The organism is Bacillus sp. FJAT-27231, from assembly GCF_001183975.1.
GTDB lineage: Bacteria > Bacillota > Bacilli > Bacillales > Domibacillaceae > Pseudobacillus > Pseudobacillus wudalianchiensis.
This window is the reverse complement of sequence record NZ_LFZU01000001.1, coordinates 1,033,451-1,059,537: the sequence shown is the minus strand read 5'-3', so window position 1 is coordinate 1,059,537 and position 26,087 is coordinate 1,033,451. Positions and strand designations below refer to the sequence as shown.

Annotated in this window: 27 protein-coding genes and 2 riboswitches; of the genes, 8 read left to right on the top strand and 19 right to left on the bottom strand. The window is 42.4% G+C overall.

All coding sequences use genetic code 11. The features are described 5' to 3' along the window. The first annotated feature begins 114 nt into the window (after window positions 1-114). Both AC623_RS05025 and AC623_RS05020 read left to right on the top strand, forming a co-directional pair. The gene (locus AC623_RS05025) at window positions 115-483 is read left to right on the top strand and encodes a hypothetical protein (RefSeq protein ID WP_231603377.1); all 369 of its coding nucleotides are present in this window, start codon (window positions 115-117) and stop codon (window positions 481-483) included. Continuing rightward, window positions 480-2,048 carry a sodium/solute symporter gene (locus tag AC623_RS05020; RefSeq protein ID WP_049661157.1) on the top strand — a complete coding sequence of 523 codons (1,569 nt, stop codon included), beginning with the start codon at window positions 480-482 and terminating at the stop codon, window positions 2,046-2,048. The genes AC623_RS05025 and AC623_RS05020 overlap by 4 nt, the downstream gene beginning before the upstream one ends. Window positions 2,049-2,114: 66 nt before the next feature. Here the strand turns inward: AC623_RS05020 and AC623_RS21355 are convergent, their stop codons facing one another. Together AC623_RS21355 and AC623_RS05015 are read right to left on the bottom strand one after the other, a co-directional pair. Further along, on the bottom strand, window positions 2,115-2,279 hold the full coding sequence (locus AC623_RS21355; RefSeq protein ID WP_156186995.1) for a hypothetical protein: 165 nt from the start codon (window positions 2,277-2,279) through the stop codon (window positions 2,115-2,117). Beyond that, window positions 2,279-3,046: a TraR/DksA C4-type zinc finger protein gene (locus AC623_RS05015; RefSeq protein ID WP_049661154.1), complete on the bottom strand. Its 768-nt coding sequence runs from the start codon at window positions 3,044-3,046 to the stop codon at window positions 2,279-2,281. Before AC623_RS05015 ends, AC623_RS21355 begins: the two co-directional genes overlap by 1 nt. A 166-nt stretch (window positions 3,047-3,212) precedes the next feature. On the opposite strand from AC623_RS05015, the gene AC623_RS05010 reads away from it, so the two are divergent. Beyond that, on the top strand, window positions 3,213-3,947 hold the full coding sequence (locus tag AC623_RS05010) for a YqjF family protein (protein WP_049661149.1): 735 nt from the start codon (window positions 3,213-3,215) through the stop codon (window positions 3,945-3,947). Window positions 3,948-3,985: 38 nt separating this feature from the next. Here AC623_RS05010 and AC623_RS05005 read toward each other — a convergent pair whose 3' ends face one another. The 10 genes from AC623_RS05005 to AC623_RS04960 form a co-directional block, all read right to left on the bottom strand. Beyond that, on the bottom strand, window positions 3,986-5,803 hold the full coding sequence (locus tag AC623_RS05005) for a PAS domain S-box protein (RefSeq protein WP_049661146.1): 1,818 nt from the start codon (window positions 5,801-5,803) through the stop codon (window positions 3,986-3,988). Between the two features lie 146 nt (window positions 5,804-5,949). After that, window positions 5,950-6,612, bottom strand: a complete 663-nt coding sequence (thiE, locus tag AC623_RS05000; RefSeq protein ID WP_049661140.1) for a thiamine phosphate synthase — start codon at window positions 6,610-6,612, stop codon at window positions 5,950-5,952. After that, window positions 6,596-7,420 (bottom strand): bifunctional hydroxymethylpyrimidine kinase/phosphomethylpyrimidine kinase, encoded by an 825-nt coding sequence (gene thiD, locus AC623_RS04995; protein ID WP_049661135.1) that lies wholly within the window; start codon window positions 7,418-7,420, stop codon window positions 6,596-6,598. The genes thiE and thiD overlap by 17 nt, the downstream gene beginning before the upstream one ends. A gap of 14 nt (window positions 7,421-7,434) precedes the next feature. Next, complete coding sequence (gene thiM, locus AC623_RS04990; protein ID WP_049666267.1) at window positions 7,435-8,244, bottom strand: hydroxyethylthiazole kinase; 810 nt, start codon at window positions 8,242-8,244, stop codon at window positions 7,435-7,437. A gap of 185 nt (window positions 8,245-8,429) precedes the next feature. Next, the gene (locus AC623_RS04985; RefSeq protein WP_049666263.1) at window positions 8,430-9,242 is read right to left on the bottom strand and encodes a uroporphyrinogen-III synthase; all 813 of its coding nucleotides are present in this window, start codon (window positions 9,240-9,242) and stop codon (window positions 8,430-8,432) included. 95 nt (window positions 9,243-9,337) lie between these two features. Continuing rightward, window positions 9,338-10,345 carry an ABC transporter substrate-binding protein gene (locus AC623_RS04980; protein ID WP_049661129.1) on the bottom strand — a complete coding sequence of 336 codons (1,008 nt, stop codon included), beginning with the start codon at window positions 10,343-10,345 and terminating at the stop codon, window positions 9,338-9,340. Then, window positions 10,342-11,094, bottom strand: a complete 753-nt coding sequence (locus AC623_RS04975; protein WP_049661125.1) for an ABC transporter permease — start codon at window positions 11,092-11,094, stop codon at window positions 10,342-10,344. The genes AC623_RS04980 and AC623_RS04975 overlap by 4 nt, the downstream gene beginning before the upstream one ends. Beyond that, window positions 11,091-11,888 (bottom strand): ABC transporter ATP-binding protein, encoded by a 798-nt coding sequence (locus AC623_RS04970; protein WP_049661122.1) that lies wholly within the window; start codon window positions 11,886-11,888, stop codon window positions 11,091-11,093. The genes AC623_RS04975 and AC623_RS04970 overlap by 4 nt, the downstream gene beginning before the upstream one ends. Next, window positions 11,860-12,534 (bottom strand): thiaminase II, encoded by a 675-nt coding sequence (tenA, locus tag AC623_RS04965; RefSeq protein WP_049666260.1) that lies wholly within the window; start codon window positions 12,532-12,534, stop codon window positions 11,860-11,862. The genes AC623_RS04970 and tenA overlap by 29 nt, the downstream gene beginning before the upstream one ends. Before the next feature lie 53 nt (window positions 12,535-12,587). Further along, on the bottom strand, window positions 12,588-13,937 hold the full coding sequence (locus AC623_RS04960; protein WP_049666257.1) for an acetylornithine deacetylase: 1,350 nt from the start codon (window positions 13,935-13,937) through the stop codon (window positions 12,588-12,590). A 109-nt stretch (window positions 13,938-14,046) separates the two neighbouring features. Beyond that, a riboswitch (TPP riboswitch) is annotated at window positions 14,047-14,151 on the bottom strand. A 149-nt stretch (window positions 14,152-14,300) separates the two neighbouring features. Here AC623_RS04960 and AC623_RS04955 point away from each other — a divergent pair. Then, entirely contained in the window at window positions 14,301-14,696 is a 396-nt protein-coding gene (locus tag AC623_RS04955; protein WP_049661118.1) for a hypothetical protein, read from the top strand. On the opposite strand, the gene thiW is transcribed toward AC623_RS04955, so the two are convergent. From thiW to AC623_RS04920, 7 genes are all read right to left on the bottom strand, one after another. Continuing rightward, window positions 14,693-15,190, bottom strand: coding sequence for an energy coupling factor transporter S component ThiW (thiW, locus tag AC623_RS04950; protein ID WP_049661115.1), 498 nt, complete (start codon window positions 15,188-15,190; stop codon window positions 14,693-14,695). The genes AC623_RS04955 and thiW overlap by 4 nt on opposite strands. A gap of 65 nt (window positions 15,191-15,255) precedes the next feature. After that, a riboswitch (TPP riboswitch) is annotated at window positions 15,256-15,364 on the bottom strand. A gap of 70 nt (window positions 15,365-15,434) precedes the next feature. Beyond that, window positions 15,435-16,346, bottom strand: a complete 912-nt coding sequence (locus AC623_RS04945; protein WP_049661112.1) for a superoxide dismutase — start codon at window positions 16,344-16,346, stop codon at window positions 15,435-15,437. 201 nt (window positions 16,347-16,547) lie between these two features. Next, window positions 16,548-17,621 carry a YkvI family membrane protein gene (locus AC623_RS04940; RefSeq protein WP_049661109.1) on the bottom strand — a complete coding sequence of 358 codons (1,074 nt, stop codon included), beginning with the start codon at window positions 17,619-17,621 and terminating at the stop codon, window positions 16,548-16,550. Between the two features lie 98 nt (window positions 17,622-17,719). Next, window positions 17,720-18,829 (bottom strand): o-succinylbenzoate synthase, encoded by a 1,110-nt coding sequence (menC, locus tag AC623_RS04935; protein ID WP_049661104.1) that lies wholly within the window; start codon window positions 18,827-18,829, stop codon window positions 17,720-17,722. A gap of 16 nt (window positions 18,830-18,845) precedes the next feature. Beyond that, window positions 18,846-19,661 (bottom strand): GNAT family N-acetyltransferase, encoded by an 816-nt coding sequence (locus AC623_RS04930; RefSeq protein ID WP_231603375.1) that lies wholly within the window; start codon window positions 19,659-19,661, stop codon window positions 18,846-18,848. A gap of 6 nt (window positions 19,662-19,667) precedes the next feature. Beyond that, window positions 19,668-20,798 carry a M20 peptidase aminoacylase family protein gene (locus AC623_RS04925; RefSeq protein WP_049661101.1) on the bottom strand — a complete coding sequence of 377 codons (1,131 nt, stop codon included), beginning with the start codon at window positions 20,796-20,798 and terminating at the stop codon, window positions 19,668-19,670. 68 nt (window positions 20,799-20,866) lie between these two features. Beyond that, a complete protein-coding gene (locus tag AC623_RS04920) occupies window positions 20,867-21,712 on the bottom strand; it encodes a MurR/RpiR family transcriptional regulator (protein ID WP_049661099.1) in 846 nt (281 codons plus the stop codon). 219 nt (window positions 21,713-21,931) lie between these two features. Between AC623_RS04920 and AC623_RS04915 the strand changes: the two genes are divergently transcribed. The 4 genes from AC623_RS04915 (at window position 21,932) to AC623_RS04900 (ending at window position 26,074) form a co-directional block, all read left to right on the top strand. Continuing rightward, on the top strand, window positions 21,932-22,186 hold the full coding sequence (locus tag AC623_RS04915) for a hypothetical protein (RefSeq protein WP_049661094.1): 255 nt from the start codon (window positions 21,932-21,934) through the stop codon (window positions 22,184-22,186). A gap of 123 nt (window positions 22,187-22,309) precedes the next feature. After that, the gene (locus AC623_RS04910) at window positions 22,310-23,434 is read left to right on the top strand and encodes an endospore germination permease (protein ID WP_049661091.1); all 1,125 of its coding nucleotides are present in this window, start codon (window positions 22,310-22,312) and stop codon (window positions 23,432-23,434) included. Next, the gene (locus AC623_RS04905; protein WP_082174330.1) at window positions 23,400-24,911 is read left to right on the top strand and encodes a spore germination protein; all 1,512 of its coding nucleotides are present in this window, start codon (window positions 23,400-23,402) and stop codon (window positions 24,909-24,911) included. The genes AC623_RS04910 and AC623_RS04905 overlap by 35 nt, the downstream gene beginning before the upstream one ends. Then, window positions 24,908-26,074 carry a Ger(x)C family spore germination protein gene (locus tag AC623_RS04900; protein ID WP_231603373.1) on the top strand — a complete coding sequence of 389 codons (1,167 nt, stop codon included), beginning with the start codon at window positions 24,908-24,910 and terminating at the stop codon, window positions 26,072-26,074. Before AC623_RS04905 ends, AC623_RS04900 begins: the two co-directional genes overlap by 4 nt. The last annotated feature ends 13 nt before the right edge of the window (window positions 26,075-26,087 follow it).

Sequence of the window (26,087 nt, the reverse complement as noted above, 5' to 3'; positions counted from 1 at the left end):
CATTCTAGCATCCAATATTATCAAAAACAAGCAATTTTTTATAATATTCAGACAACAAATTGTAAGGGATTACATCCTTCTCCTTAGTATACTAATGGCAAGGAGGGATGCGATTTGAATAAAGAGTATGAAATGACAGATCAGCCGCTGGGCACAATGGATGCAGATAGTCTGCCGCCGCTTGATAAGGAAACGCGTCATATTATGAAGTCTGAACTTCGAACGGGAATCGGCCTTTCAACGATTTACTATGTGTTTATTTTTTTCATCCCCATCATTAACTGGTATTTAAAAGATTTTGCTTTTGGCCAGTTTTGGGGCGGCATGTCGGTTACGTGGTTTTTAACTACGATCGTCGGAATGGTGATGGCCTTTTTAATTGCTTATATTCATACAAAACGCTATGAAAAGAGACTCGCTCTTTATGATGCAGCTTCTCATCTAGAGGAGCCGGCAAACAATAGAGGAGGTACTAGCGCATGATATCGACTTTTCTGGAGCCAAAGTATTTTTTTACCTTCATCTTAATGGGGACCATTGTGTACATTACCTACCTATCGAAGAAAAATTCAAGTGCCAGCGACTTTTTCGTCGGCGGACGTTCCTTTGGCTGGTTCACAAATGGTTCGGCTATCGCCGGAGATTATTTAAGTGCCGCGACTTTCTTGGGGCTTGCCGGCTTAACCTTTTCCATCGGATATGATGGGGCTTTTTATACGTTCAGTTTTTCAATCGGTTTAACTCTTCTCGCTATTTTTGTTGCCGGACCGCTTAGACGATTTGGCGCTTACACAGTAGCCGATTTTGTTGCTTACCGTTTCCACAGTAAGCGCGCTCGGTTAGTAGCTGTTCTTGTTGTCCTGTCTATTTCTGGCTTTTATGCTGCTCCTCAGCTGCTTGGCGCTGCTCAAATTTTAAGCATGTTTTTTGGGACTTCCTATGAATTTGGCATTATTTTCACCTGCTCTGTAATGATCTTATATGTCGGAGTCGGTGGAATGAAAGGAACAACTTTAAACCAGGCTCTCGAGCTGTGGATTCGTCTTGGCGCCTTTATTTTAATGGTCGGTGCAGCCATTTATGGAGGATTGCACTATGATAAAATCTTGTCTGCCATTACTAATTTCACCGGTTCAGTCTCTAACACAGCGGCTTTTACCGAAGATGGTAAAGACATAGCTGCAAATGGTCAGGCTTGGGCTACTTCCGGTGTATTAACACCTAACTTTCTGCATACGGTCTCTCTCATTATTGGTCTGTCGCTTGGAACGATTGGGCTCCCGCATATTTTATTGCGCTTCTACACAAACCCTAGTGCGAAAGCAGCGCGTAAATCCGCTCTCATGGCGATCGGGATTGCCAGTGTATTCTTTTTATTTGCTGTTTATCTAGGTGTTGTCGGACGCGCGCTTTTCTTGGATGGAAACTTAAATCCAGAAGTGATGAAAAACCTCGTAACAGGCGGCGACAATATGGTTGTACCGTCCATTGCCGAGGTGCTCGGCGGCAAGTGGCTGCTCGGTCTCGTTATTGCTGGCGCATTTGCAGCTATTTTCTCAAACCTTTCTGGATTATTTATCGCTAGTTCAGGTGCTCTGGCCCATGACTTATATGCTTCCTTTTCTAAAAAGGAATTAACACAAAAGCAACGTGTCGCTGCCGGAAAAATGGCTATTTTAGTGTTAGGGGTTTTATACGGATTACTCGGCTTGCTAGTAAAAGAAGCTTCTATCGGACATCTTGTTGCTCTCGCCTTCACGGTAGCAGCCAGTACATTTACACCGATCTTTTTATTTGGCATTTGGTGGAGAGGAATGACAGAAAAAGGAGCGATTGCGGGACTTCTTGTCGGGCTTATCGTTTCCATGTTCATGATTTTCTTTGCCTCTTTCCTTCCGCCGGCCCTGCAATTTAAAGTACCTGGTATTATCACAGTGCCAGTTGGCTTTCTAACCGTATACATTGTCTCGAAGCTTGATCGGAAAGTGCCAGCAGATGTAAATGCTTTTATGAAAAAAGTGCATTCTAAGGAAAGTGAAGTGGCTTAAGTTAAATCATAAAAAAGGACTGTCCAACAGCATCTATTTCGATGCTGTTGGCCTAGCCCTTTCTTATTATCTTTTGAGCTCTCTGCCTGTAGCCCCTGGTGATCTATCCGTATTGCCCTGGCCATTCGCCTGTTCATCGTTGATAGCCGGGCTTTCTTTTGTACTTCCCACATATACGGATTTATGTTTTGCCTGCTGTTTTCTAAATGAGTCAAAATTCCAATTAACCACTATTCTCGCCTCTCTCTTTCTTCTACGTAAGGGTCATGCTCAAATGCTGGCAAATCGCCAAAGGTCGTCATAATGTCTTCTTCATCTAGCTCTTCTTCATATTTTTCATGTTGTTCGTTTGGATAGACGGTAATATTTTTTCCCTCAATATCGACTCCAACAAAGTTTTCATAGTCTTCCACGTAGCCAATGTTTTCGTCTGATTCAATATACATGTCATTATAATGATCAGGCGGATCGATAAAATCGGATGGAGATTCAGATGTTCCCCATCTGGCTACTTCCTGCCACGAATCCTCTGCATCGAAAGCGACCGATTCATCGGCACTGTCGTCAAAATCAAACTTGCCAAACGGCGGCATAAGCACTCCTTCTTCTACCGGACGATCATGAGAGATGATTTTGTTCTGTGAATGATCAATACAGTAAGCGGTCGTAGGGATTGCTTCAAGACGCTCTAACGGGATTTCTTTTCCACAAACTTCACACTTTCCATATTCCCCTCGATCCATCGCTTCAAGTGCCCGCACAATGTTCTTTAATTGATTTTCCTCATGCTCATTTAGTGCTAGGTCTTTTCCTCTTTCATATAGCTCCGTTCCTTCATCAGCCGGATGATTATCATAGGATGACAACTCTCCCATTGATTCGTGAGAGTGGGCTCTTTCAAAACCAAAATGTTCATTGGTTGCAAAGCGTTCCTCCAGCTCTTGTTTTTCTCTTTCGAGCTGAAGACGCAGCTTTGATAACTGTTCTGCTGTCAGCATGTCGCACCCCCTTCTATAAAATGCTGATTCATTATGTAGTATGAGTAAAAATGATTTACTTCATCCTAAACGTTGAAGGAGAACAAAAAGGAAATAGCGTTTCAAAAAATCGTCACTGGGGCAATACTAAAGATAAAACATTCGTTCACTGAAAGGAGCATTCCGGATGCATGAAGCCTTCCTCCATTTGAAACACCGGCCGTTTCCGCTTCCTTCTTCTCCTTGGGTCATGACGCAAACGTGGGCTGATTTGCTGTTTATGCACTGGCCGATTCATCCTGAGGCTCTAAAACCCTTTCTTCCTGCCTCTCTGCAAATTGATGTATATGATAGAAAGGCTTGGCTGGGGATTGTTCCGTTTACGGTATTCGATATGCGTTTTCGCGGATTGCCATCCCTTCCATTCTTACGCTCATTTCTTCAATTAAATGTTCGAACATATGTGATCTATAAGGGTGTTCCAGGTGTTTATTTTTTTAATCTAGATGTGAACCATTTGCCATCTGTTTTGGGTGCCCGGCTTTTTTATTCTTTACCTTTTCGCCAAGCAAATATGACAGCTGTCATGGATAACAGCTGCCACTTTCAGAGTTCTTATTCTTTTGGACAAAATCAAGAAGAATTAGATGTAGCTTACAAACCATCGCCCCCTCCGTATTTAGCAGATAGGGGAACGTTTGAGTATTGGGCAGCAGAGCGCTACTGCCTCTTTGCTGAGAGGAGAAAAAAATTATACCGGGGAGATATTCACCATACGAAATGGACATTACAAAAAGCAGAAGCCGTTATTTTTCATCATACAACAGCCGCTTTTCTGTCACGCGCTTATTTTCAACAAGAGCCGCTTCTTCATTTTTCAAAAGAAAAACAGGCATTCTTTTGGCCGCTGCAAGAAATGTGAAAAAATAAAAAGGCAGAAGCCTTTATTCAGGCCCCTATTTATTGATCACTATGAGAAAACGGCAGAAGAACGGTAGCAGTTGTGCCTTCTCCTTCCGTACTTGCAAATTGAATTGTGCCTTGGTGATTTTCAATGATTTTATAACACATCATTAAGCCCAGCCCTGTCCCCTTTTCTTTGTTTGAGTAAAACGGCTCACCTAGACGCTCTAATCGCTCAGTTGACATACCAGCTCCCTCATCTCTCACTTCAATAGCCGCTTGTTCATTATCAGTCATGCCTGTCTTTAAGTAAATATTCCCTCCTGCAGACATCGCGTCAATCGCATTCTTTATTAAATTAATAATCACCTGCTTAATCTGCTTAGATTCACAATACACTAAAGGCAGAGACTCATCGAAATGCATATGAATATCGACACCGTATAAAAGTGCTTCCGGCCTCATAAACTCTACAACTTCCCTTAGCACTTCATTCATATTACTTAGCTTCATCTGTATATCCTGATGTGGTTTGGCCAGCACTAGAAATTCATTCATAATAAACTCGATTCTTTCCAATTCTGATAAAATAATATCCGTGTATTTATTATTCGTTTCCTGGGCTAGCAGCTGCATAAATCCTTTCACTGACGTAAGAGGATTTCTAACTTCATGGGCAATCCCTGCTGCTAATTGGCCAACAGCACTTAACTTATCCCACTTTCTGATCATGAGTTCTCTTTTCTTTAAGTCTGTGACATCTCGGCTGATGTTAATCCAGCGACTGATCGTTCCATCTTCATCCCAAATCGGGGTGATTTTAGTATGTAACCATCCTGGCTCTCCCTCTTTATTCCGTAATACTCGATATTCAAGCTCTTTTACTTCATTGGTCGGATGACAGAGGAACTTCACCACCCCCTCATAGTCCTCCGGATGACAATTTTCCAGAATAATTCCAGGATTCTCATATAACTTTTCGAGAGGCGTATTAAAAAACCGTTCATAGGACGGGCTGATGTAAAGAAATTTATTCAATTTCAAATCAAACAGACTGATCATTTCCGTAATGTTTTCTGTAATATCTAATAACAGTTTTTCCCGCTCAGCAATTACTTTATTTTGTTGTTCGACTAAAAGTTTTGTTTCGAAATATTCAGTCAAGTCTTTCGTTAAAGCTAGACATAAGAAAACGCGGCCAGTTCGCTCGTAAATAGGAGATAGTGTGACAGATACTGGAAAGGTAGTTCCATCTCTTTTTTTCCTTATCGTTTGAAATGTAATAGGCTTTTTGCTTTGGCATACGCTTTCAATCTTATCAAACCATTCTTGTCTGCACTCATCCGGTACAATCGGAGAAATTTTGCCCATTACATCATGCTTCTTCCACCCATATAACTGTTCAAATGATTCATTTATGAGGATAACTCGTCCGCGTAAATCAACTATATATCCCGGATCTTCGGTATGATTCGCGATAAAATGCAGCCAGCTTCCTTCCTTCTGGCAGCCTCTGTTGTTTTCCTGAATTGACTCACCCATCACTTGTATCCATCCTTCTTTTGTTTTTTCAGCTTGTTGCCAAAATAAATGTCCGTATCTTCCACTATCATGGCGAAGTCGGCTCGTAAATGGTGCAAACGGCAAATCTTCACCAAAAAGCAAAAGGCGCTTTCTCACTTCTTCTTTATCTTCCTCGTGGATAAAATGAAAAAGAGACTGGTCGGTGTGAGTGGCATAAGGAATTGTCATAAGCTGTCTAAAAGCTCGATTGGCGTACTTTATCTTCCCCTGTTCATCTAATAGCAGCAATATCGTTCTTGCCTTATCCGCAAACCACTTCGCGGCAGCCTGTTCCGCACACATTTCAACCATCACCGTTCCCTTTTTTCTTTATTATGTAGGAGTTGGTATCTGATATCAGCAAAAATTATTCGACAAAATTATACATAGGCGTCGAGCCTCTCTTAAAAAAACTGCTTTGAATAAGGAAAACTCTTTACTCAAAGCAGTGATATGATTTATTTTCTTTTTTCTAAAACAACTTTTTTTAGTTGTGCTGCTGCCTCTTTTGGAGATGCCGCCTGGCTGATCGCTGTAATAACGGAAACGCCGTCCGCCCCATTTACTATTACCTCTACGGCGTTCCCTGCATGAATGCCTCCAATCCCAACAATCGGAATGGATAGAGAGGATGACCTGATTTCCTCGATTAGTTTTGTTCCTTGCACCGGCTTCGTATCTGTTTTAGTTAAAGTCGGAAAAATAGGACCAATTCCTACATAATCTGCTCCTTCTCGGATTGCCGCTTTTACCTCTTCCATCGTATGAGCTGATAGGCCAATAATCTTTCCAGGCATTTTTTCACGAACGACATGAAGTGCTTCATCACCTTGACCGATATGTACACCGTCTGCTTCTAATTTGACGGCTAATTCTACGTCGTCATTTACAATAAATGGGATTGAATGATCACGGCAAATCTCTTGAAGTTCAGAAGCGAGCTTTATTTTTTCCTCACCCGTCAAAGCACCGGTTCCTTTTTCACGAAACTGAAAAAACGTAATACCGCCTGCAATCGCTTCTTTAAGAGTGAGGACTGGGTCTTTCAAACAATTAGGACTGCCCATAATGAAATAAACTTGCAGCTGATCTTTTAAATTTTTTTTATCTGTATATTGCATCAGCAGCTGCCTCTTTTCTTTTAAATGCCCAATGATTTGTAGGACCATGTCCCTTTCCGATCTGTAGATCCATTTCAATCGCCGCATGTACATAGTTTACTGCCAATTCGACCGCCTCCTTTACATCCTGTCCTTTAGCCAGCTCAGCTGTGACAGCTGCAGCGAATGTACAGCCTGTTCCGTGGGTATTTTTAGTCTGAATTCTTCTGCTCGTGAAATAAAGAAAGTCTCTTCCATCATAAAGCAAGTCGATCAACGTCTCCCCATCATCAGAGTGTCCGCCTTTAATGACGACATTCTTCACACCTAGTTCATATAATTTCTTGGCTGCACGTTTACGATCTTCAATTGATTGAATAAGCATGTTTGTCAGCACTTCCGCCTCTGGAATATTAGGCGTGATAACCGCAGCTAGCGGTATTAAGGATTCTTTCATCGCTCTAATCGCTTCTTCCTGAAGCAATGAAGCGCCGCCTTTAGCAATCATGACAGGATCAATGACAACCTTTTTCCAGCTAAACTCTTCAATTTTTTTCGCTACAGACTGTATAATCTCCCCACTAAACAACATACCTGTTTTTAAAGCATCCGTTCCCATATCTTGTCCAATTGCTTCGATTTGCGCCTCCACGGCTGCGGCAGTCATTGGATAGACTCCATGTACACCAAGTGTATTCTGAGCTGTTACAGCTGTTAGGGCGGACATTCCAAATACACCAAGCTCCTGAAAAGTTTTTAAATCTGCTTGAATTCCGGCCCCTCCGCCGCTGTCAGAACCGGCAATCGTCAACGCCTTGCTTACTTTCATTTTCTCCACCTCCATTAATTAAATGTTTCTATCCTAGCAAAGGCTTCAATCTTCTCGGCGTCTACCTTGGCCAACTGATTTAGAAACTGTACCTGAAAACTGCCCGGTCCCTCCTCGCCGTTCATTTTCATTGCGGCCTCGGCTGCTATGCCATAAACCGCCGCCGCACTTGCCGCTGCTACAGCAGTGTTTTGTTCTACTGCACAAAACGCACCGATGACAGAGCTTAACAAGCAACCAGTTCCTGTCACTTTGGTCAGCATCGGATGACCATTGCGAACAAGGAGCAATGAATCCTGACTAGCAATGACGTCCTCTTCTCCCGTAATAACGGTCGTCATTTGCCATCTGCTAGCTGCTTCTTTTGCGAGTTCTCTCGTATTCCCAGCGCTGCTTCCAGCGTCTACTCCTTTAATCTCCCATTGCTTTCCAGTTACATTGGCTACCTCCGCAGCGTTTCCTCTCAATACGTCAACCTTCACTTCGTTCATAATTCTAGCAGCCGTCGCTGTCCGGTAAGCTGTTGCCCCCGCGCCGACCGGATCAAAGATCACTGGCACTCCCGCCTCATTAGCCGCTTTTCCTGCTAGAATCATAGAGGTTACTTTTTCCTCGTCTAACGTGCCAATATTTAATACGAGCGCTCCTGCAATCCTGGCCATGTCTGCCACCTCTTCTTTTGCGTAAGCCATAACGGGGGAAGCACCAAGAGCAAGCAATCCATTTGCTGTAAAATTAGTAACAACGACATTGGTAATATTGTGTACAAGCGGACGTTGTCTTCTTACTTGTATAAGTGTTTGAGTAATCGTTTCGGTATTCATTTCCTCCACTCCTTTCAAAATAGCCTCCTTAAAAATACATAAAAGAGCACGGGACCGGCGCACGTGCTCTTTTCATCGTCACATTCCCTGCGCTGGCATTATCCAACAGGTTCGCACGGTCTGCAGCGGCATTGCTGCACTCTCAGCCGACATCCGCCAGCTCCCGATTTATCATCTATTTTTAGTTACTTTTCACTTTGATAATACTTGGATAACTCCATAATCATCGCACCCATTCTCTCAAGCTCTGGTACGATCATTCGGGTAACCCCTTCTTCTGTCAGCGCCTCGGCTGTTACTTTCCCTACTGCACCAGCTACCGTACTGGAGGCAAAGGCAGCGAGAAGTTCTGCCTGACGATTTTCTTTTCTCGCATACTCAAATAGTGAACGCACTTGGACAGCTGTTGTAAAGCACACAGCGTCTACTTCTTTGTGTACCATTTCATCCAGTAATGTTTCTACTACTGCTTCATCCGGTGCATGGTGGCGATAAGGCAGCAAGTAATGGATAGTAGCTCCTTTTTCGTTTAGAAACGCTGTTAACGACGGAGCCTTTTCGCCATGAAGCTGTACCGCTGCTCGTTTATTCATAAAACTTTCCTTTGAGAGCGCCCGAATCAGACCAGCCGTCGTGCCATCATCATCCACGGCGTCGGGAGTGATGCCCAGGTTCTTTAAAGCAGCGATTGTTTTATACCCTCTAACAGCTATCTTGGCCTGCTCGATAACTTGTAAAAATTCGCTCTTTATTTCAAGCTTCTCGGCAGCATTTACTAACGCTTCCGTCCCAATCCCAGTCGTAAAAATCATCCAATCAGCCGGCTGGCTGATCAGCTCTTTTATCTCGGCTCCCACTTCTTCTTCCGCTAAAAACACCGTTCCCTGCAGCGGACGAACAAGCGGCAGTCCTCCTTGCTTTTCAATAATCAAGCTCATTTCTTCTGTTTTTCTAGAGCCTGCAATCACAATACGTTTGCCTTCTAACCCTTTTCCCACTCCATATTCCCCTTTCAAACTTGCCATTTTCTTTATCCTAACATAAAAAACCCACTAAATCGCTAGACTTTTATGTTTTTAGGGGAAGCCTTTGATTAGTCAGCAATATTGACAAACAGCTCTTCTAGTTTAGGCTCTTTCTTAATAAGTCCTGAAGCCTTCATCCACTCGGCTGTTTCTACCCACGATTCTTTCGTTTGGCTGCCGAACCCTTTCTCTGACTTCATTTTCGGAAGAAGAATATCCAGACTTTGTTTCTCTACCTCCTCTATCAGCGGAAAATTCGCTTCATCTTGCTTGCTTAATAAGATGTTTAACGCTTCATCAGGGTGTTGTTCCGTAAAATCAAAGCCTTTCTCTGCAGCTCGCCAAAATGCTTTGATCGCATCCTGCTGCTTTTCCCACGTTTCATCACTTGTCACCGCTACCAGTTCATAGAAATTAGGTACACCATATTTTGTTGGATCAAAATTACGCGTTTCATGGCCTTCATGTTTTAACAGCGGGACTTCATGATTAATATACGCTCCGACGACGGCATCTGCCTTTTTCGTTACGACAGCTGAATTTAGTTCAAATCCTACGTCAATCATATTTACTTTTTTGGGATTTCCCTTATCTTTGGCGATCATCGTTTCAACAATGGCTTCATTTAACGGAATGCCCGTAAAACCAACTGTTCTTCCTTCTAAATCTTTAGGTCTTTGAATAGGACTGTCCTTTAAAAACATGACTCGATTTAACGGAGAACGGACAATGGCCCCTACCGACTTCACTTTTACTCCCTGGTCTGTTCGTGCCATAATGACATCGGGCTGATAAGAAATTCCTAATGTCACTTTTCCGGCAGCAGCGAGTTGAATTGGATCAGTCGGATTTGCTGGAAATTGAATGTCTACATCGATTCCTTCCGCATCAAAATAGCCCTTTTCCTCCGCTACATATAGAAAGCTATGGACAGCATTGGGATACCAATCGAGCATAATCGAAACTTTTTCTTTCTTCTTTTCTTTCCCTTCCGCCGTTTGTGCCTTTTCGCTTGCACTGTTTGCATTACAGCCGGCCAGCAGAAGGGCCAGCAATAGGAATAACCATTTCTTCATGATGATTTCCTCCATTTTAAGGATTTATTTTCGATCCATTTTACAATCACAAATAAGATGATTCCGATCAGCGACAACAACACAATCGGGGCAAAAACGGCCGCTCCATCAAATTGAGTCATCATGCGCCTGCTAAAATAGCCGAGACCGGCCTGTGCGCCAAGCCATTCACCAATGGCCGCTCCGATGACACTTAACGTCACCGCTACTTTCAATCCTGAATAGAAATGGGGCAAGGCAGAGGGAACGAGCAGCTTAAAAAAGATTTCCTTTTTCCCCGCCCCCATCGTGAGCAGCAGCTCTTTCAATTCCTGGCTGCCAGATCGCAGCCCATCATATGTATTCACCGTAATAGGAAAGAACGTAATTAAAACCGTCACAACAACCTTGCTCCAAATCGAATAACCGAACCAAAGAACAAAAATAGGCGCCAAAGCAATAATCGGAATCATTTGCGAAGAAATAATGATCGGATAAATGGCTTTTTCAGCAGCAGGACTTACATTCATCCAAACAGCGATTCCGACTCCTAATAAAATAGAAATGACTAAACCGATGATAATGATGGACAAGGTTACAGGCAAATGTTTGATCAATAAAGGCCCTTTTAGTTCCCATAGCTTTCCGATAATACCGGTCGGCGGCGGCAGAATAAAGACCATATTAACGGCGCGCGCTGCCACTTCCCAAATAATCAAGAAGGCTAAAATGAATAAGACTGCCGAAAGCGATCCCCTGCGATTGTTCATCTCATCACCTTCCCTCTCAACTGTTCAAGTAACTGATCCTTTAATTCAATAAGAGAAGGTTGATTCAAGTCTTTTAAGCTCCTTGGCCTTTCGAGCGGCACATCCACTTCTTGCAGAGTATGGATAGGCTTTTCCCCGAAAACAAAAATACGGTCAGACAAAAAAAGCGCCTCGTTCACATCATGGGTAATGAACACCACAGTCGTTTTTTGTTTTTCCCACTGCTCCATTAGCCATTCCTGCATGGAAAGCCTTGTAATCGCATCAAGGGCACTAAAAGGTTCATCGAGCAGCAGGATATTTGATCCGCTTAACGTGGCACGTAAGAAAGAAACCCGCTGCCTCATTCCGCCTGATAACTCATGGGGAAAACGGTTCTCCATTCCCTCAAGCCCAAACTCTTTGAGGAGAGGGAGAACCCGTTTATAGGCTTCTTCTTTTGGGACCCTTTTTAGTTCGAGAGGAAGAGCAGCATTCTCTTGAATAGTTCGCCAAGGCATCAGTAAATCTTGCTGAGGCATGTAGCCTACCTTTCCGAGCCGATGTTCCTCTGCTTCTCCATTCAATAAAATATGACCCTCATCCGGATTTTCCAATCCTGTAATTAACCGAAAAAGCGTGCTTTTGCCGGATCCGCTTGCCCCGATAATCGTAATAAACTCTCGATCATAAATAGCCGTATTTACCCTTTGCAGAATAGGGATAGATTCTGTTTGTTGTTTATCTTTATAAGAAAACGTCATATTTTGAAACTCTAGAACTTTTTTACGCTTCTCCTGGCCACATTTGCTCATTATATGCCATCTCCCAGAACATGTACTCGTAGCGGGTTGTATTTAAAAAAATCTCTTCTAATCTTGCAAGCTCTCTTTCATTTTTTCCGGCTGTGTGCTCATCTAAAAGGTCGATACACCAAGCGGCAAGCTCACCAAACTCTTTAGAAGAGTACATTTTAATCCAGTCTCCATACAGTTCGTGTTCACTGGCTCCTGGAATCTCATTTAATTCTTTGCCGATCTCCCAATAGCTCCACGCACATGGGAGAAGGGCGGCAATCAGCTCCGCGAGCGTGCCGTTCTGGCTGGCGTGAAGCATGTAATGCGTATAAGCCAGTGTAATTGGGGAAGGTTTTGCTTGTTCCAGCTCTTCCTCTGAAATGCCGAAACGCGCTGCATACTGGCGGTGAAGGGCCATTTCAAAATTAAGCGTTTCATTCAGCAGCGAAGCAAATTTCCCCATCGTCTCTACATCATTTGCTTTTACAGCCCCAAGAGCAAATACTTTAGAATAATCGATTAAATACAAATAATCTTGAATCATGTAAAAACGAAATTTCTGTTGATCTAGCGTGCCATCCCCAATTCCTCTAACAAAAGGATGGTTATGATTCTTCCGCCAGATCGGCTGTAATTTTTCATGTAACCTTTCGCTGAATTTCACTTTTGTTCCACTCGTTTTCATCGATATATCACTCCTCAACAGATAGTAGACGCCTATTTCAATGGGCTGGCAGTTGTCGGGATTTCTAGAACATCTTTCACTGCTTGCCCTTCATTGCTTGCATATTCTGACTTTGGTGTATGACACCAGCGATAAATAAAGGATAAAAGCACTTTTGTGTAACTTACGAGTTGTTCGATGGACAACTGCTCATTGACAGAATGGGCATTGTTTAAATCTCCAGGACCGTAAATAACAGTCGGAATGCCAGCATCAGCAAGCCAGCCTCCGTCTGTCACGGTTGGCGATACGTCGACAACGGGCGGCTGGTGTAAAATAGTTGTGTGAGAATGAATAAGGGTCTGCACAGCTGCATGGTTTTCTTCCACCTCGAAGGAAGGAAAAATTTCTCCCCTTTCCTCAATCATCGATGAGCCTCCCCAGTTAAACAGTGGCGGGTTGTTCCTTAGCCATATGTCTCCGGACGCAATGCGGCGAATATGCTCTTCTACCTCTTTCGCTGCCTGTTCATATGTTTCATTCGGATAATAATGTACCGTAATCCAAAGCCGGCATTCATCTGCAATAAAAGCCGCATGTCTGCCGCCTTCAATCACAGCCGGGTTAATCGTATTCGTCCCCGGTAAAACTCCAGGATAGCTTTTTGTAACGGCCCAGTAGCGCTCTAATTCCTGCAGCCCTTCTATCACTTTCATCATCTTCTCAATAGCACTAGCCCCAAACAACTTTCCGCCTGCATGAATCATGTTTCTTCGCGTAGCATCGTGGTATGTCTGGCTGCTCTTGAGCGTGATCCATCCGGTAATCACCCCGCCTTGCCCTTGTATATGTAAATCGCTCGTATCTACTACTATCGCAAAATCTGCTTTATATCCCTGTCTGCAGCATTCAAGCGTTCCCGCTTCCCCTACTTCTTCACCAATCACCGATTGAAAAATCACATCTCCTGGAAGTGAAATGCCTGCTTCGCGGAGAAGCTGCAGCGCAAACAAAGCGCCAGCCAGTCCCCCCTTCATATCAGCTGCTCCACGGCCAATAATAGAATCGTTCTTTATAACAGCCTGAAACGGATCGATCTCCCACTCCTCATCCTCCTGCACTTCTGCCACATCGATGTGCCCGTTAATGATTAAGCTTTGGAATGTCTCAGAATCCGTTCCCCTCCATTTTCCGACCACATTCGGATCATTTGGATATACGTCCCACATATCAATAGAAAAACCTAGCTCCTTTAAAAAATCTGCTACAAATGACTGCGCCTCTTTTGTATTCCGTGCAGGTGGAGCAGGTGTTTGAAAAGCAATAAGCGTTTTTACTAAATAAATGAGCTCCTCCTGCCGATGCTCTACTTCTTGCAAAATCGTATTCAGTTCTTTGACCATCATCTTCTCCCTCCCTTAGAAGATACATGCAAAAAAGCCGCTTCTCCAAAGAGAAGCGGCTGTATAAGCTTTCATTTAGCTGCAACAATAAAAAAGATTGCAGCTTGGCATCATTTATACGACCTCTTCCCTACGCTGGCATTATCCAGTTCAGGTGATAAGGGTTAAGGCAATCTACCTCTCTCAGCTTTTGCAAGCACCCCCAAGGACACATTATTCAATTAGTCTTTCATTCTAGTTGTAACATACTTAGCAGAATTCAGCAATACAATTCAGAATTTTTAAACAAATACAATCCGGTATTTATTTAAAAAAAAACCGTATATTGATAAAAAGCTTCTATTTGGAAGGAGGAACGCTGTCTTGTATCATCCTGACCCATTTAAACGGCTTTATGCTATTCCTCTTATGGGCTACCCGTTCGTTCAGCCACAGGCTTTAACCCAGCCGCCATCCTACAGGCCTTATCCTAAAGTAGACGTTACTTTATTTAAACAATCTGCTCAATCCATTAAACAGCTCGTCCATGAGAGTAATTTGCTGCTCAATAAACTAACAGATAACAGCGACTTTGCCTTTCGATTAATGACGGCCGCCCAAGCGGCAAACCACCGAGAGGTAGAACGGCTTGTCCGATCAACGGGAATACCTAGAAAAGCGATTATTTCCTTTACCCCTGATGTTTTTCGGATTGAACTGAGAACCACTACAGCAAATGCAGAATGCTGCAAACTCGCGATTTCACTTCGCTGGCGTTAATGATTTAGACGGTATTTCCACGTTTTTAATTTAATAAGCCGTCTTACGAGCAGGAGACCGATGAGAGATCCAGACAAGCTGCTAATGAGAAAAGCAGGCAAAAAGAAGAAAGCACCCGCAGTCGTCCCCATTAAAATTTTCGCATAAGGTACAGCAAATAAAGGAGCCACGATGCCCGAACCTGCGGCTTCTCCAATAGAAGCGCTCCATGACCGGCTCGTTTTTTGATACATATAACCAGCAAGAAAAGCTCCAATCATTCCTCCTGGAAACGCTAATAACGACCCCGTCCCCATCAAATTCCTAAGAAGTCCGGTCACAAACGCAATGATAACAGCTGGACCCGGGCCAAGCAGAACCCCAGCCATGACGTTTACGTCATGCTGGACAGGATATGCTTTTGCTGCCCCGGCAGGAAACCAAATAAGCGACGAACCAAATGTTGCAACGGCTGTAAATAAAGCCATATACGCCAGCTTCTGTACTTGATTCATTTCCTCTTCCTCCAATGCAAAAAAGCCGAATCCTCATCTGGATACGGCTAATGTAAGTAAAATAGTCAATAAACGCTCTACTTTCCTACGCTGGTATCAACCAGATCAGGTTCAAAGAGTTGAAAAGCCCTGTGCTTTTCTCTCAGCCTGTAACAGGCACCTCTAGTAGCTTTTTATTAAATTTACTTTCCATTATAGAGGGAATCCGGTTAAATGGGAAGCACCTTTCTATGCAGCTTTTTACTCATTTGTTCCCCGCCAGACGACATCTTTCTCCTTTTGCTTCTTGGAAACGTCTATTCACCTCATCCCAACAAACAATATTCCACCAATTATTAATATAATCTGCCCGCTTATTTTGATATTTTAAATAATAAGCATGTTCCCATACATCAAGTACAAGCAGCGGTACAACATCCCACTGGCTTAAATTTTGATGCTTTTCCGCTTGTAATATTTCCAGCCGCTGGGCTTGAGGTGCCCATACAAGAATCGTCCACCCTCCGCCCTCCACGTTCTCAGCCGCCTTTGAAAAATGGTTTTTAAACTGGTCGAAGCTGCCAAACGAACGTGCAATCTCACGGTTTAATTCTCCTGATGGTTTTCCCCCTCCGTGCGGACACATAACTTTCCAAAAGATAGAATGCAAATAATGGCCGGCACCGTTAAAGGCAAGCTCTCTTTCCCAATGCTTTACGAGCCGAAAGTCATTGTTATTTCTTGCTTTTTGCAGTTCCAGCTCTGCCCTGTTCAATCCATCTACATACCCTTTATGATGCCGATCATGATGAAGCCTCATAGTGGCTTCGTCAATGTAAGGTTCCAATGCATTATACGCATAAGGAAGTGGCGGAAGTTTGTGCCCTCCGATTGGAACCTGCTCCGCTCTTTCCTGTTCATCCTCTTTCTCTTCTATGTCTTTTTCAGCAAACAAGCGCTCGTGAAGCTGCCGCCACTCCTGATCCAATGCTTGAATCTCTTCCTGAATCGAGTGAGCTTCCTCTTCATCTTCCACCTTTAATAGGCGGTCATTGATCTTTTCGACTCGTTCTTTCCACTTTTCTACTTGGTTAAGATCCAGGTTTTCATGCTGCAGCGCGCACAACGCGTCACACCATTTTTTTGCTTCTTTCAAATAGCTGAAATATTTCTCCATTCCCGCTCCCCCTTCCAGCTGCTCATTTCAACATATGCATGCTTTGGGTTTACGTTCTTATTCCAAACGCTCGTCTTATCACGTAAAAGAAAGAATGAAGAAGACAAGGATTAGATGAGAATAAAACGTTTTCGCTAGTTTGCTTACACAAAAAGGCTGTCCAACAGCTAAAGTCTCCTTAACTGCTGAACAGCTCTCCTATCAACTAGATATTTCTACTCTGCTTTGGAGCGGCTTCTTAAACTTAAACCACGCCACAATCACGCCAATAATTAAAATTAAACCGAGATAGCCTACAATTGGATAGAGAGTACCGACTAATTTGACAAACCCTACGAAGCTCGCGAGAAAAGCGACCAATGTAGAGGCGATAACGGTTAGGGTAAAAGATTTGCCCCTTGCTGGAACGATTCTAGCCGCAAAAGCATAAATCATGCCAACAGATGTATTGTAAATCATCGCCAACAAAACAAACGACATGAAGTATCCGGTAATCGGCGAAATTTCATTGGCAATGTGCACAATAGGCATCGCGGCTTGCTGGCTAGCCTCGAAATCTAAAAGCATCGTAAGATTAATAAATAAAATTAATAAGCCGAGACCGATTCCTCCTAAAATCCCTCCAAGTCCAGCTGTTTTTTCACTTTTCTCTGCCCCGCCCATCAAAGCCAAAATAGCTCCGCCGGCCGCAATATTGTAAGAAACATATAATATAGCTCCTATCAGCCAATGGGAGGCTGCCGTGTTTTCTGTTTTTCTTAGTTGTAAAATATCAGATAGATTTCCTTCATAATGAATGACCGAATACATAAAGACGATAAAAATCATGATAAATAAGAACGGTGTCATGAAACTAATCGCTGAAATCACCTTTTGAAAATTGAAACATAAAGTGACAGCCGTAAGGACAGTCATTACCATGCTGCCATATAAAGGCGCTATGCCAAATTGCTGCTCAAAAATGGACCCGCTGCCTGCAATCATAACGGCTGCTACTCCAAACAAGAAAAAAGTAATCAGTCCATCTACAAAAACCCCGACCCATTTTCCACAGATCAGATAAATAACATTTTTGTGGGAATCTGTCTGAATGCGGGAGCCAATTTGCAGCAGCTGCATCCCTAAAAAAGCAAATAAAACAGTGGCTAGGCATGTTCCTACAATACTAAGCCAGCCAAAACTCGTAAAAAACTGAAGAATTTCCTGCCCAGAAGCAAATCCTGCCCCTACGATCACGCCAATATAAGCACCTGCAATTTGAAAAGCTTTTCTCATTGTTTCTTCCTCTTTCGTTTGAATATTCTGAACTCATGATGTATAGGAGAGAAAATCTCTCCCTTCCAGATTTTCTCTCCGGCTAATATCCACTGAATTTACAATGAATACACTTTTTCTTTTAAAGTAAATTTCTCAACAGCTTCGAGATCGATATCGTAGCCGATTCCCGGTTTATCTGGAACTTGGATCACTCCATCCTGCACCGTTACCTCTGGTGTAATGATATCTTGCTCCCAATAACGCGAGGACGCAGCCGTGTCACCCGGAAGCGTAAAGTTACTTAACGTTGTTAAAGCAACATTATGGGCTCGTCCGACACCTGCCTCAATCATTCCGCCGCACCAAACAGGAATATTGTGTTCCTTACATAGATCGTGAATTCGCTTAGATTCCGTTAATCCGCCGACGCGGCCAATTTTAATGTTAATGATTTTACAGCTGCCGAGCTGCAAAGCTTTTCGCGCGTCTTCATAAGAATGGATACTTTCATCTAAACAAACAGGTGTTTTTAATTCTTTTTGGATAACAGCATGGTCAACAATATCATCAGAGGCAAGCGGCTGTTCAATCATCGTTAAGTTGAATTCATCCAGCTTCTTTAATTGTGGAAGATCTTCTAAACGATAAGCTGAATTGGCATCCGCCATCAGCTGGATGTCTGGGAAAGAACGACGAATTTCTCTCATAACCTCGACATCCCAGCCCGGCTTGATTTTCACTTTGATTCGTTTATATCCTTCTTCGACATGCTTTTTGATAATGGCTAAAAGATCTTCCACTGTGTCTTGAATCCCAATGCTGATCCCGACATCAATGGTTGTATTTTCCCCACCCAACGCCTGATAGAGTGGAACTCCCTCCCGTTTCGCATATAAATCCCAAACCGCTCCTTCAATCGCTGATTTTGCCATATTGTTTTTGCGAATCGGTTCAAATATAGCCGAAACGTCATCCGGGTGAGTGATCTCTTTGCCTTTCAATAAAGGAATTAAGAAATCCTCTATCATATGCCAGTTTGTTTTTAATGTTTCTTCATTATAAGTGGGAGAGGTAAAAGCAACCGACTCTCCCCAGCCGGATCCTCCTTCTTCATCCTTTACCTCTACTAAAATGAACTCTTTATTTTGGATCGTTCCGAAGCTAGTAGTGAATGGAAACTTCATTTCCATCTGCAAGTGCCGTAAAATAATTTCTTTCAATTTCATTCTTTCTCTTCCTTTCCTATATCGCTAATTGAGAGCTTTTAACAAACAAATAATGATTCACTGGTTCATCGGGACGTTGAATCAGCTTAACAGCCGTATAACCATTCGTAAATAGCTGTAAAAAGATCGTGCGTATATTCATCCGCCAGTCTAAAGCTAAATCGAAGGAATGCTTTTTAATCTCCTGAAATTTTTTAGGAATCGGAACAATTAGCGCTTCTTCCCCCTCTAAATACTCTGGATGATGAAGAGATATCTTCGGAAACCCTTCTCTTGTCTTTTCATAGTCTGCGAACACTTTTGCCTTCTCTTCTGAAAAGGCGAAAGAATGGTTCACATAGTCACTTTGTATCCACCAGTCTACTTTTAAACGGTCCGTTGGAAGGCCGGCATTTAATCCATCCTCCATTTTACCGTAACAATTTACTTCATATGTGGAACAAACAGCTTTTAATTTTGTTAAATTCAAATAAGCATTGACACTTTCAAGCGGATCAAATGTCCATGTGACCTGCTTATAGCCAAGGCAGGCCGCTTCTTGCTTTTGAGCCTGTTTCAGCGCTTCACCAATTCCTTGCTTTTGATAGTCAGGATGAATGCCGAGCATATGAGAGCATAAATACGCAGACCCATTCGCAAAGCCGGCAAATCCATAGCTAAATCCAATTAAGCGGTTTTCCTGGAAAGCTCCCAGCAATAACCCGCCATTTTTATGCGCAGTCAGTGTTTGGTGAATAGGGAGTGGCTCCATGCCCCACGTATCCTTTTCCAGCTGCTGCATTTTTTCAAAGTCTGTACGGTCGTTAAATAGCCGAATTTGATAATTGAGCACGCTGACTCACCCTTTCCTCTGTTCAAATGTTTGGATAATGGTTTCTGTTAAAATTTCAATTCCTGAATAAAGCGCCTCTAATTGAAACGTCATGTCAGGGTGGTGCAAGCCTGGCTTTAAATCACAGCCAAGCCCGAGCATCGCCGCTCTCACTTCCGGTCTTTTTACTGTGTAAAAGTGAAAATCCTCTCCACCAGTCGTGACTATAGGTGAAACAGCATGTTCTTCTCCCAATACTTTACCGATTGCCGCTTTCATGATCGCAGAGGCTTCATCTGAAATAATGGCGGCGGCTGTTTCAGCTTTTGTTTCGAGGTGGATCGTTGCTCCGTGGATCATTTCAACTCCTTTGCAAGCCTGCACAACTTTCTCCGTTAATGACGACATGACTTCATTTGTTTGCGCCCGAACGTCAATTGAAAACGTTGCTTTTGCCGGAATAATATTGCTGGACTCCCCCCCGCTTTGAAACTTCGTCATTTTCACTGAATAAGGAATTGATGGGTCCATGTGGATTTGCTGCAAAGCTTGGATAAGAGACGACCCAATTTCAATCGCATTTTTACCAAGATGCGGCCTTGCTCCATGAGCTTCTTCTCCGATAATTTCTCCAGCGATAAACTTGGCTGCTCCATGCTGGATTCCTGCTGATGCTTGACCGAAGGAGAGTTCCTGAATGGGCCGTAAATGAACACCATACAAGAAATCCAAGTCGTCAATAAGGCCTTTTTCGATCATTTTCAATGCGCCCGTTCCTTTTTCCTCAGCTGGCTGAAAAATAACCATTAACCGGCCCGGAAGCTGATAGCCTAAACTTTTTAACAGCAGCAAAGTCCCAACAGACATCGCCATATGAGCGTCATGCCCACAAGAATGATTGGCTTGAAACTCACCGTTTACTTCTTGCCAAAGAGCGTCAATATCACACCGTAGTCCAACCGCTGGCTTTCCCTCGCCCACTTCTACAATGAGTCCTGTACAATCGTTAAAGGTCTTAACCGCAAAACCTTCTTCTGCTAAATAATCCGCTAAAAAGGCGGTCGTATTGACTTCCTGCCAACTAACTTCAGGATGTGCGTGTAGATATTGATAGAGTTGCTGGATAGTTGGTTTCAATTGTTCAAGCTGCTTTTTCATGGAAAGACTTCCTTTCTGCCAAGATGTAAAACAATGAAGATTCTGTCTTTTTCATATGTGTCCGATCATTAAAAATAAAATAAATGATCCGCATTCACCTGCTCATATTGCTGCTGCCGCTCGTTCACTTTCTCCGGATATTGAATATACAAGCTAGCCATCATCGCATTAAGCAAGGAAAAAAGCGGCGGAAAAACATCCAGTGTAGATTTCTCTTGACTGCCAATCGCAAAAGTAATATCACTATATTCCGTAATGGGGGCTAAAGGTGAATCGGTTAAACTAATAACAAAGGCACCTCGTTCCTTTGCCATTTTGGCAAGCTGTACGGTTTCTTTTACATATCGGTGGAATGTAATGGCAATAAATACGGAGCTTTCATTTATATTTTGCAAAATAGCTACTAGGTCATCTATTCCTGGCTGTACTAATCTTACTTCGTGACGCACAAGCCCTAGTGCAAAAGCCAGCCATTGAGCGGGAGCAAACGAAGTTCTCATCCCTGCTAAAAAAACATTGCTTGCTTTCATCATTTTGTCTACAGTCTGCTGAAGATCCCCCTCATCGATCGTGTCAATGACCCGCCGAATATTCTCTGCATCTTTCTCCATTACTTGAGCAAAAAAATGGGGTTTCTGTGCCATTTCCATTTTAGAAGAGTAGTAACGGTTCAAACTGCTTTTATGTTGAATTAAATATTCACGGATAATGGACTGCAAGTGAGCATAGCCGTTTAATTCGAGTGAATAGCAAAAACGAATCACAGTCGTTTCGCTGACTGAAATTTGTCTTCCTACTTCTCCTGCCGATAGCAGAGCGACTTTTTCAGGAAAGTCGAGAACATATTTTCCTACCTTTTGCTGCCCTTTTGATAATGAAGCATATTTTTCTTTCACTTTATCTAATATTTCCATGTTTGCTTCTCCTTGATATGAAGTAAAGACAACATATTTTAATAAAACGAAGTTTCAACTTCATAATAGAATATAAACTATCATAATTTTTAATTATTAACAAGTTTTTTTCTGACTATTTCGTAAAAAGTCATTTAATAAACATAAAGGCTAGAAGCTTAATTTTTTGCAATCAGGGAAAAGGAAGCGTAATGAGCTTAGTTGGAAAGGAGAGAGACTATGCAATCAAAATGGGCTAAACTTGCAGTCGGTCCCTTTTTCGCTGCGATGATTCTTGGAGCATGTGCTAGTAATGAATCAGAGAAAGAGGAAAAACCCGTTATGGAGGAACCGACAGATAAAGTAGAGGAAGATGAAGATAATCAAGGTGGCTCCACAGAAAAAAATGCTGAAAATGATGGCAATCCTTCAGAAGAAAATAAAGAAGAAGACCCAGGCATCGATAAAGAAGATACCAAAATGGATGGCCAGTAATGGATAAAGCGCTGCACGATGTTTTCATAAAAAACATCGTGCAGCGCTTTTTTAGTATAAAAAGCAGAAGGCAAGAAAAACTAGCTAAAAGCTTCACTACTAAATGACGCTAAAGGTGGTTCTATGCAAAAAGCCGATTCCATTACTCCTTTTCAACTTATTTTGCTGGCCATGACGGCGATCGGTTTAAAGAATCATGTATTTGCGATTTCCCCTTTAATTCAAACAGCAGGACGAGATGCCTGGATAGCTGTTCTGATTACGATGATTCTGGCTTTTTTATGGATTCCGCTCTTTTTATACGTACAGAAACAAACGAACAGGCAGCCATTACTTCACTGGTTAAGAGTCACAATTGGCGACAAAGCGACGATTGTTTTGGCATTTGTGTTCATCGGTTACTTAATTGTCATGGCAGCCGTAACTCTGCGAGAAACGATCACATGGGCAAATATCATGTTTTTGCCGGAAACGCCTGCTTTTTTTCTCGTCATTCTTTTTATCTTTGTTTGCTGGGTAATGGGAGCGACTAATTTGAGAACATTAAGTATCCTTAATATCTTTTTATTGTTCTTTATTACTATTTTCGGGTTCTTTGTTGCTATTGCTAACATCCAATATAAAAATTATTTTTTGTTGCTGCCAGTTTTAGAGCACGGCTATGCTCCTATTATGAAAAGCCTCACCTTCCAAGCATCAGGAATTGCTGAGATTTTTATTTTTTTATTGCTGCAGCACAAACTAACCGTCTCTCTCCGTGTTCGCCATTATGTGGCCATGATGATCATCTTAACGGTGCTTACGACCGGGCCGCTTATCGGAGCGATTGTTGAATTCGGTCCTATAGAGGCTGCGAAACAGCGATTTCCCGCCTATGAAGAATGGGGGCTTGTATCTCTAGGCTCCTTTATCGAACATCTGGATTTTTTATCGATCTACCAATGGCTAGCTGGTGCGTTTATTCGGATATCGCTCATTTTAATTTTAATAAAAGAACTCCTGCTGATCGAAACGGCAAGAAAGAAAAATATAATGCTTATCTTTCTTTCTCTTGGAATTGCCGGTCTTGTTCTTATTCCTATCACTGATTTTACTTTTTCAAAGTGGCTGAAGGCCCTCTTTTTACCGGCCAGCTTCTGGTTTTTCTCCACAGCTATTATTTTGTCCGTCATACTTGCCATTTTTTATGGAAGAAAAAAACGGGGGTCTACGAATGAAAATAAAAAAGATCCAATTAAAGAAAGCTGAAAAATTAGGAAAACAAAAAAAACGAACATCCTTACTTAAACGTTCTTCCTTGTCTATTGATGCTTTAAAAGATTTATTTCAAAAGAATGGAGACGTCCAATTCACGGAATTAGCATTTAACGATCATTTGATTACACTCGTTTATTGCAGCGGATTAGTAAATGTTGACCTGCTGAAATCGACGATCCCCAAACGATTAGAAAAGTTCTTTCAAACTCATCATGAGGCGACAAAGGAAAATATTCTTTCTTTGCAAGTCCCTTCTCTCCAATTGGTGACGAAAAAAGAAAAAGTGATAGAAGATATTTTTTCAGGAATGCTTCTTATCGTTTTTCCAATTGAGAATATCGTTGTCTCTGTGGATATCGCTGACCGGCCACAGCGCAAACCGGAAGAAACGAATACAGAAGTAAGCATTAAAGGACCAAGAGATAATTTTATTGAAGACATTACCATCAATTATGCTTTAATTAGGAAAAGGCTAAGAACTGTTTCACTCGTAAGTGAGTCATTTGAAATTGGGCGAAGGTCTAAAACAAAAGTTGCTCTTTTGTATATGGAGGATATCTCTAATAAAGATACTTTAAAGCAAATTAAGCAACAGCTATCCACGATCGATATTGATGCCTTACTAAGCGGTACACAGCTTGGAGAGTTAATGAGTGGAAGCCCTTATGCTATATTCCCGCGCCACTCTTATACCGGAAGACCTGACTTTGCTGTTCAGTCCTTAATGCAAGGAAGGTTTATTATTTTAATTGACGGAGTCGCTTACGCCTACATTACACCAGTCAATTTGTTCTTTTTATTAAAAAGCGCAGAGGACAAAGAATATCCTTATGCTTTCAATTCATTTGAGCGGCTTATCAGGGTCGCTGGCATATCCATCGCTACCTTCCTGCCCGGTTTTTGGGTAGCTCTTACAGCCTTTCATCAAAACCAGCTTCCTTTAACACTATTGGCAACCGTCGTAGAGTCACGAAAAGGGGTGCCCTTTCCGACATCCTTGGAAGCCATTTTAATGATGCTCTTATTTGAATTATTTCGAGAAGCGGGCTTACGAATGCCGCTGGCAATCGGACAGACACTGAGCGTTGTCGGCGGCTTGATTATTGGAGATGCAGCCATTCGGGCAGGATTAACAAGTCCCTCCATGCTCGTGATTATCGCTGGCTCTTTTGTCGCCATGACGACACTTGTGAACCAATCATTTATGGGAGCTATCTCACTTATTCGTTTCTTTGTTATTATCCTCGTTGCCCTATTCGGTTTTTTTGGTTTTTTTGCTTCTATCTTCCTTGTTGGGATTTCCGTCGCAAGAATTCGTATCTTTGGTGTTCCTTATTTAGAATTAGCGACTCGTTTGAACTGGAAGAACATTCTCAAGGCCATGATCCGTTTGCCCGCTCGGGAAGAAACGAAACGGGCAAGTATGCTAAACCCAATCGATGGGACGAAAGAGGGCGGGTCAAAATGAAAAGAGGAATAAAATCTTTTATATGTATCATAGTGATGGTCTTTCCTCTTCTTTTGCTTACAGGCTGCTGGGATTCCTACGAGCCTGACCGCATGGTGTATGTACATGGAATAGGGATTGATTACAAGAATGGCTATTATACCGTTTATCTTCAGCTAATTAATTTAGGGATGCTCGCTAAAAAAGAGTCTGGAGGAGGAACAGAGGAAACAAAGGTAGAGGTTGGAAAAGCCACTGGCAAAACAGTGGATGAAGCGATCTTTAATTTATACCGCTCTTCTCAGCGTCGGATTTTCTGGGGGCATTTAGCCGTTATTGTTTTCACGGAAGAAGCCTTGCGCGCCCAAGGCTTAAGCCATGCTGTTGATTTATTTGACAGATACCGTGAGACTCGCTATCGCATGTGGATGTATGCCACAAAAGAACCGCTCGACAAATTATTGACAGCCGTACCGGTAATGGAGCTTTCTACCGCTCTTTCTAGATTAAGTGACCCTTATGCGACTTATGACCAGCGTTCCTTATTAAAACCAGTAGATTTGAGAGAGCTCCTCATATTTTTAAATGAACCGCCGCATGAAGCTGTTATTCCATTGGTCGGCGTCGATGAAAAGGACTGGAAAACAAACAGTGGAAAACGAAATACGATCCAATGGCAAGGAGCAGCGATCGTTACTGCAAATTCATTTAAACGCAGCTTATCCCCAAAGGAGGCAGCAGGTTTAAAGTGGATAAACAAGGATTTAAATAGAGAAGATCTGCGGATAAAAAAAGGGAAACATCAGAATACGAGTATATTAATTCATCACCTCGCTGTACATATTGAACCAATTATTAGAAAAGAGGATATTCGTTTTGAAATACAGATAAAGGCACAAGCTAATTTAAGAGAGATAAGCCACTCTGTCAATTTGAGAGAAATTACCCATGAAGCAGAGAAAACAATAGCAAAAGAAGTAAAGGACACCTTTAAAACGGGTGTGAAGGCGGACGCAGATGTGCTGCGTTTATCGGAAACGCTTTATCGAAAGGATGTACAAGCATGGAAAAGAGTTCAACAGCAAGGTTCCATTCCATTAACAGAACAATCACTCGCGAAAGTAAACGTCCATGTTAAAGTTGTCAAAGGAGAAAAACAGCGAAAAGAGCCTACCTTGAATTAAAAGTATGGACTAA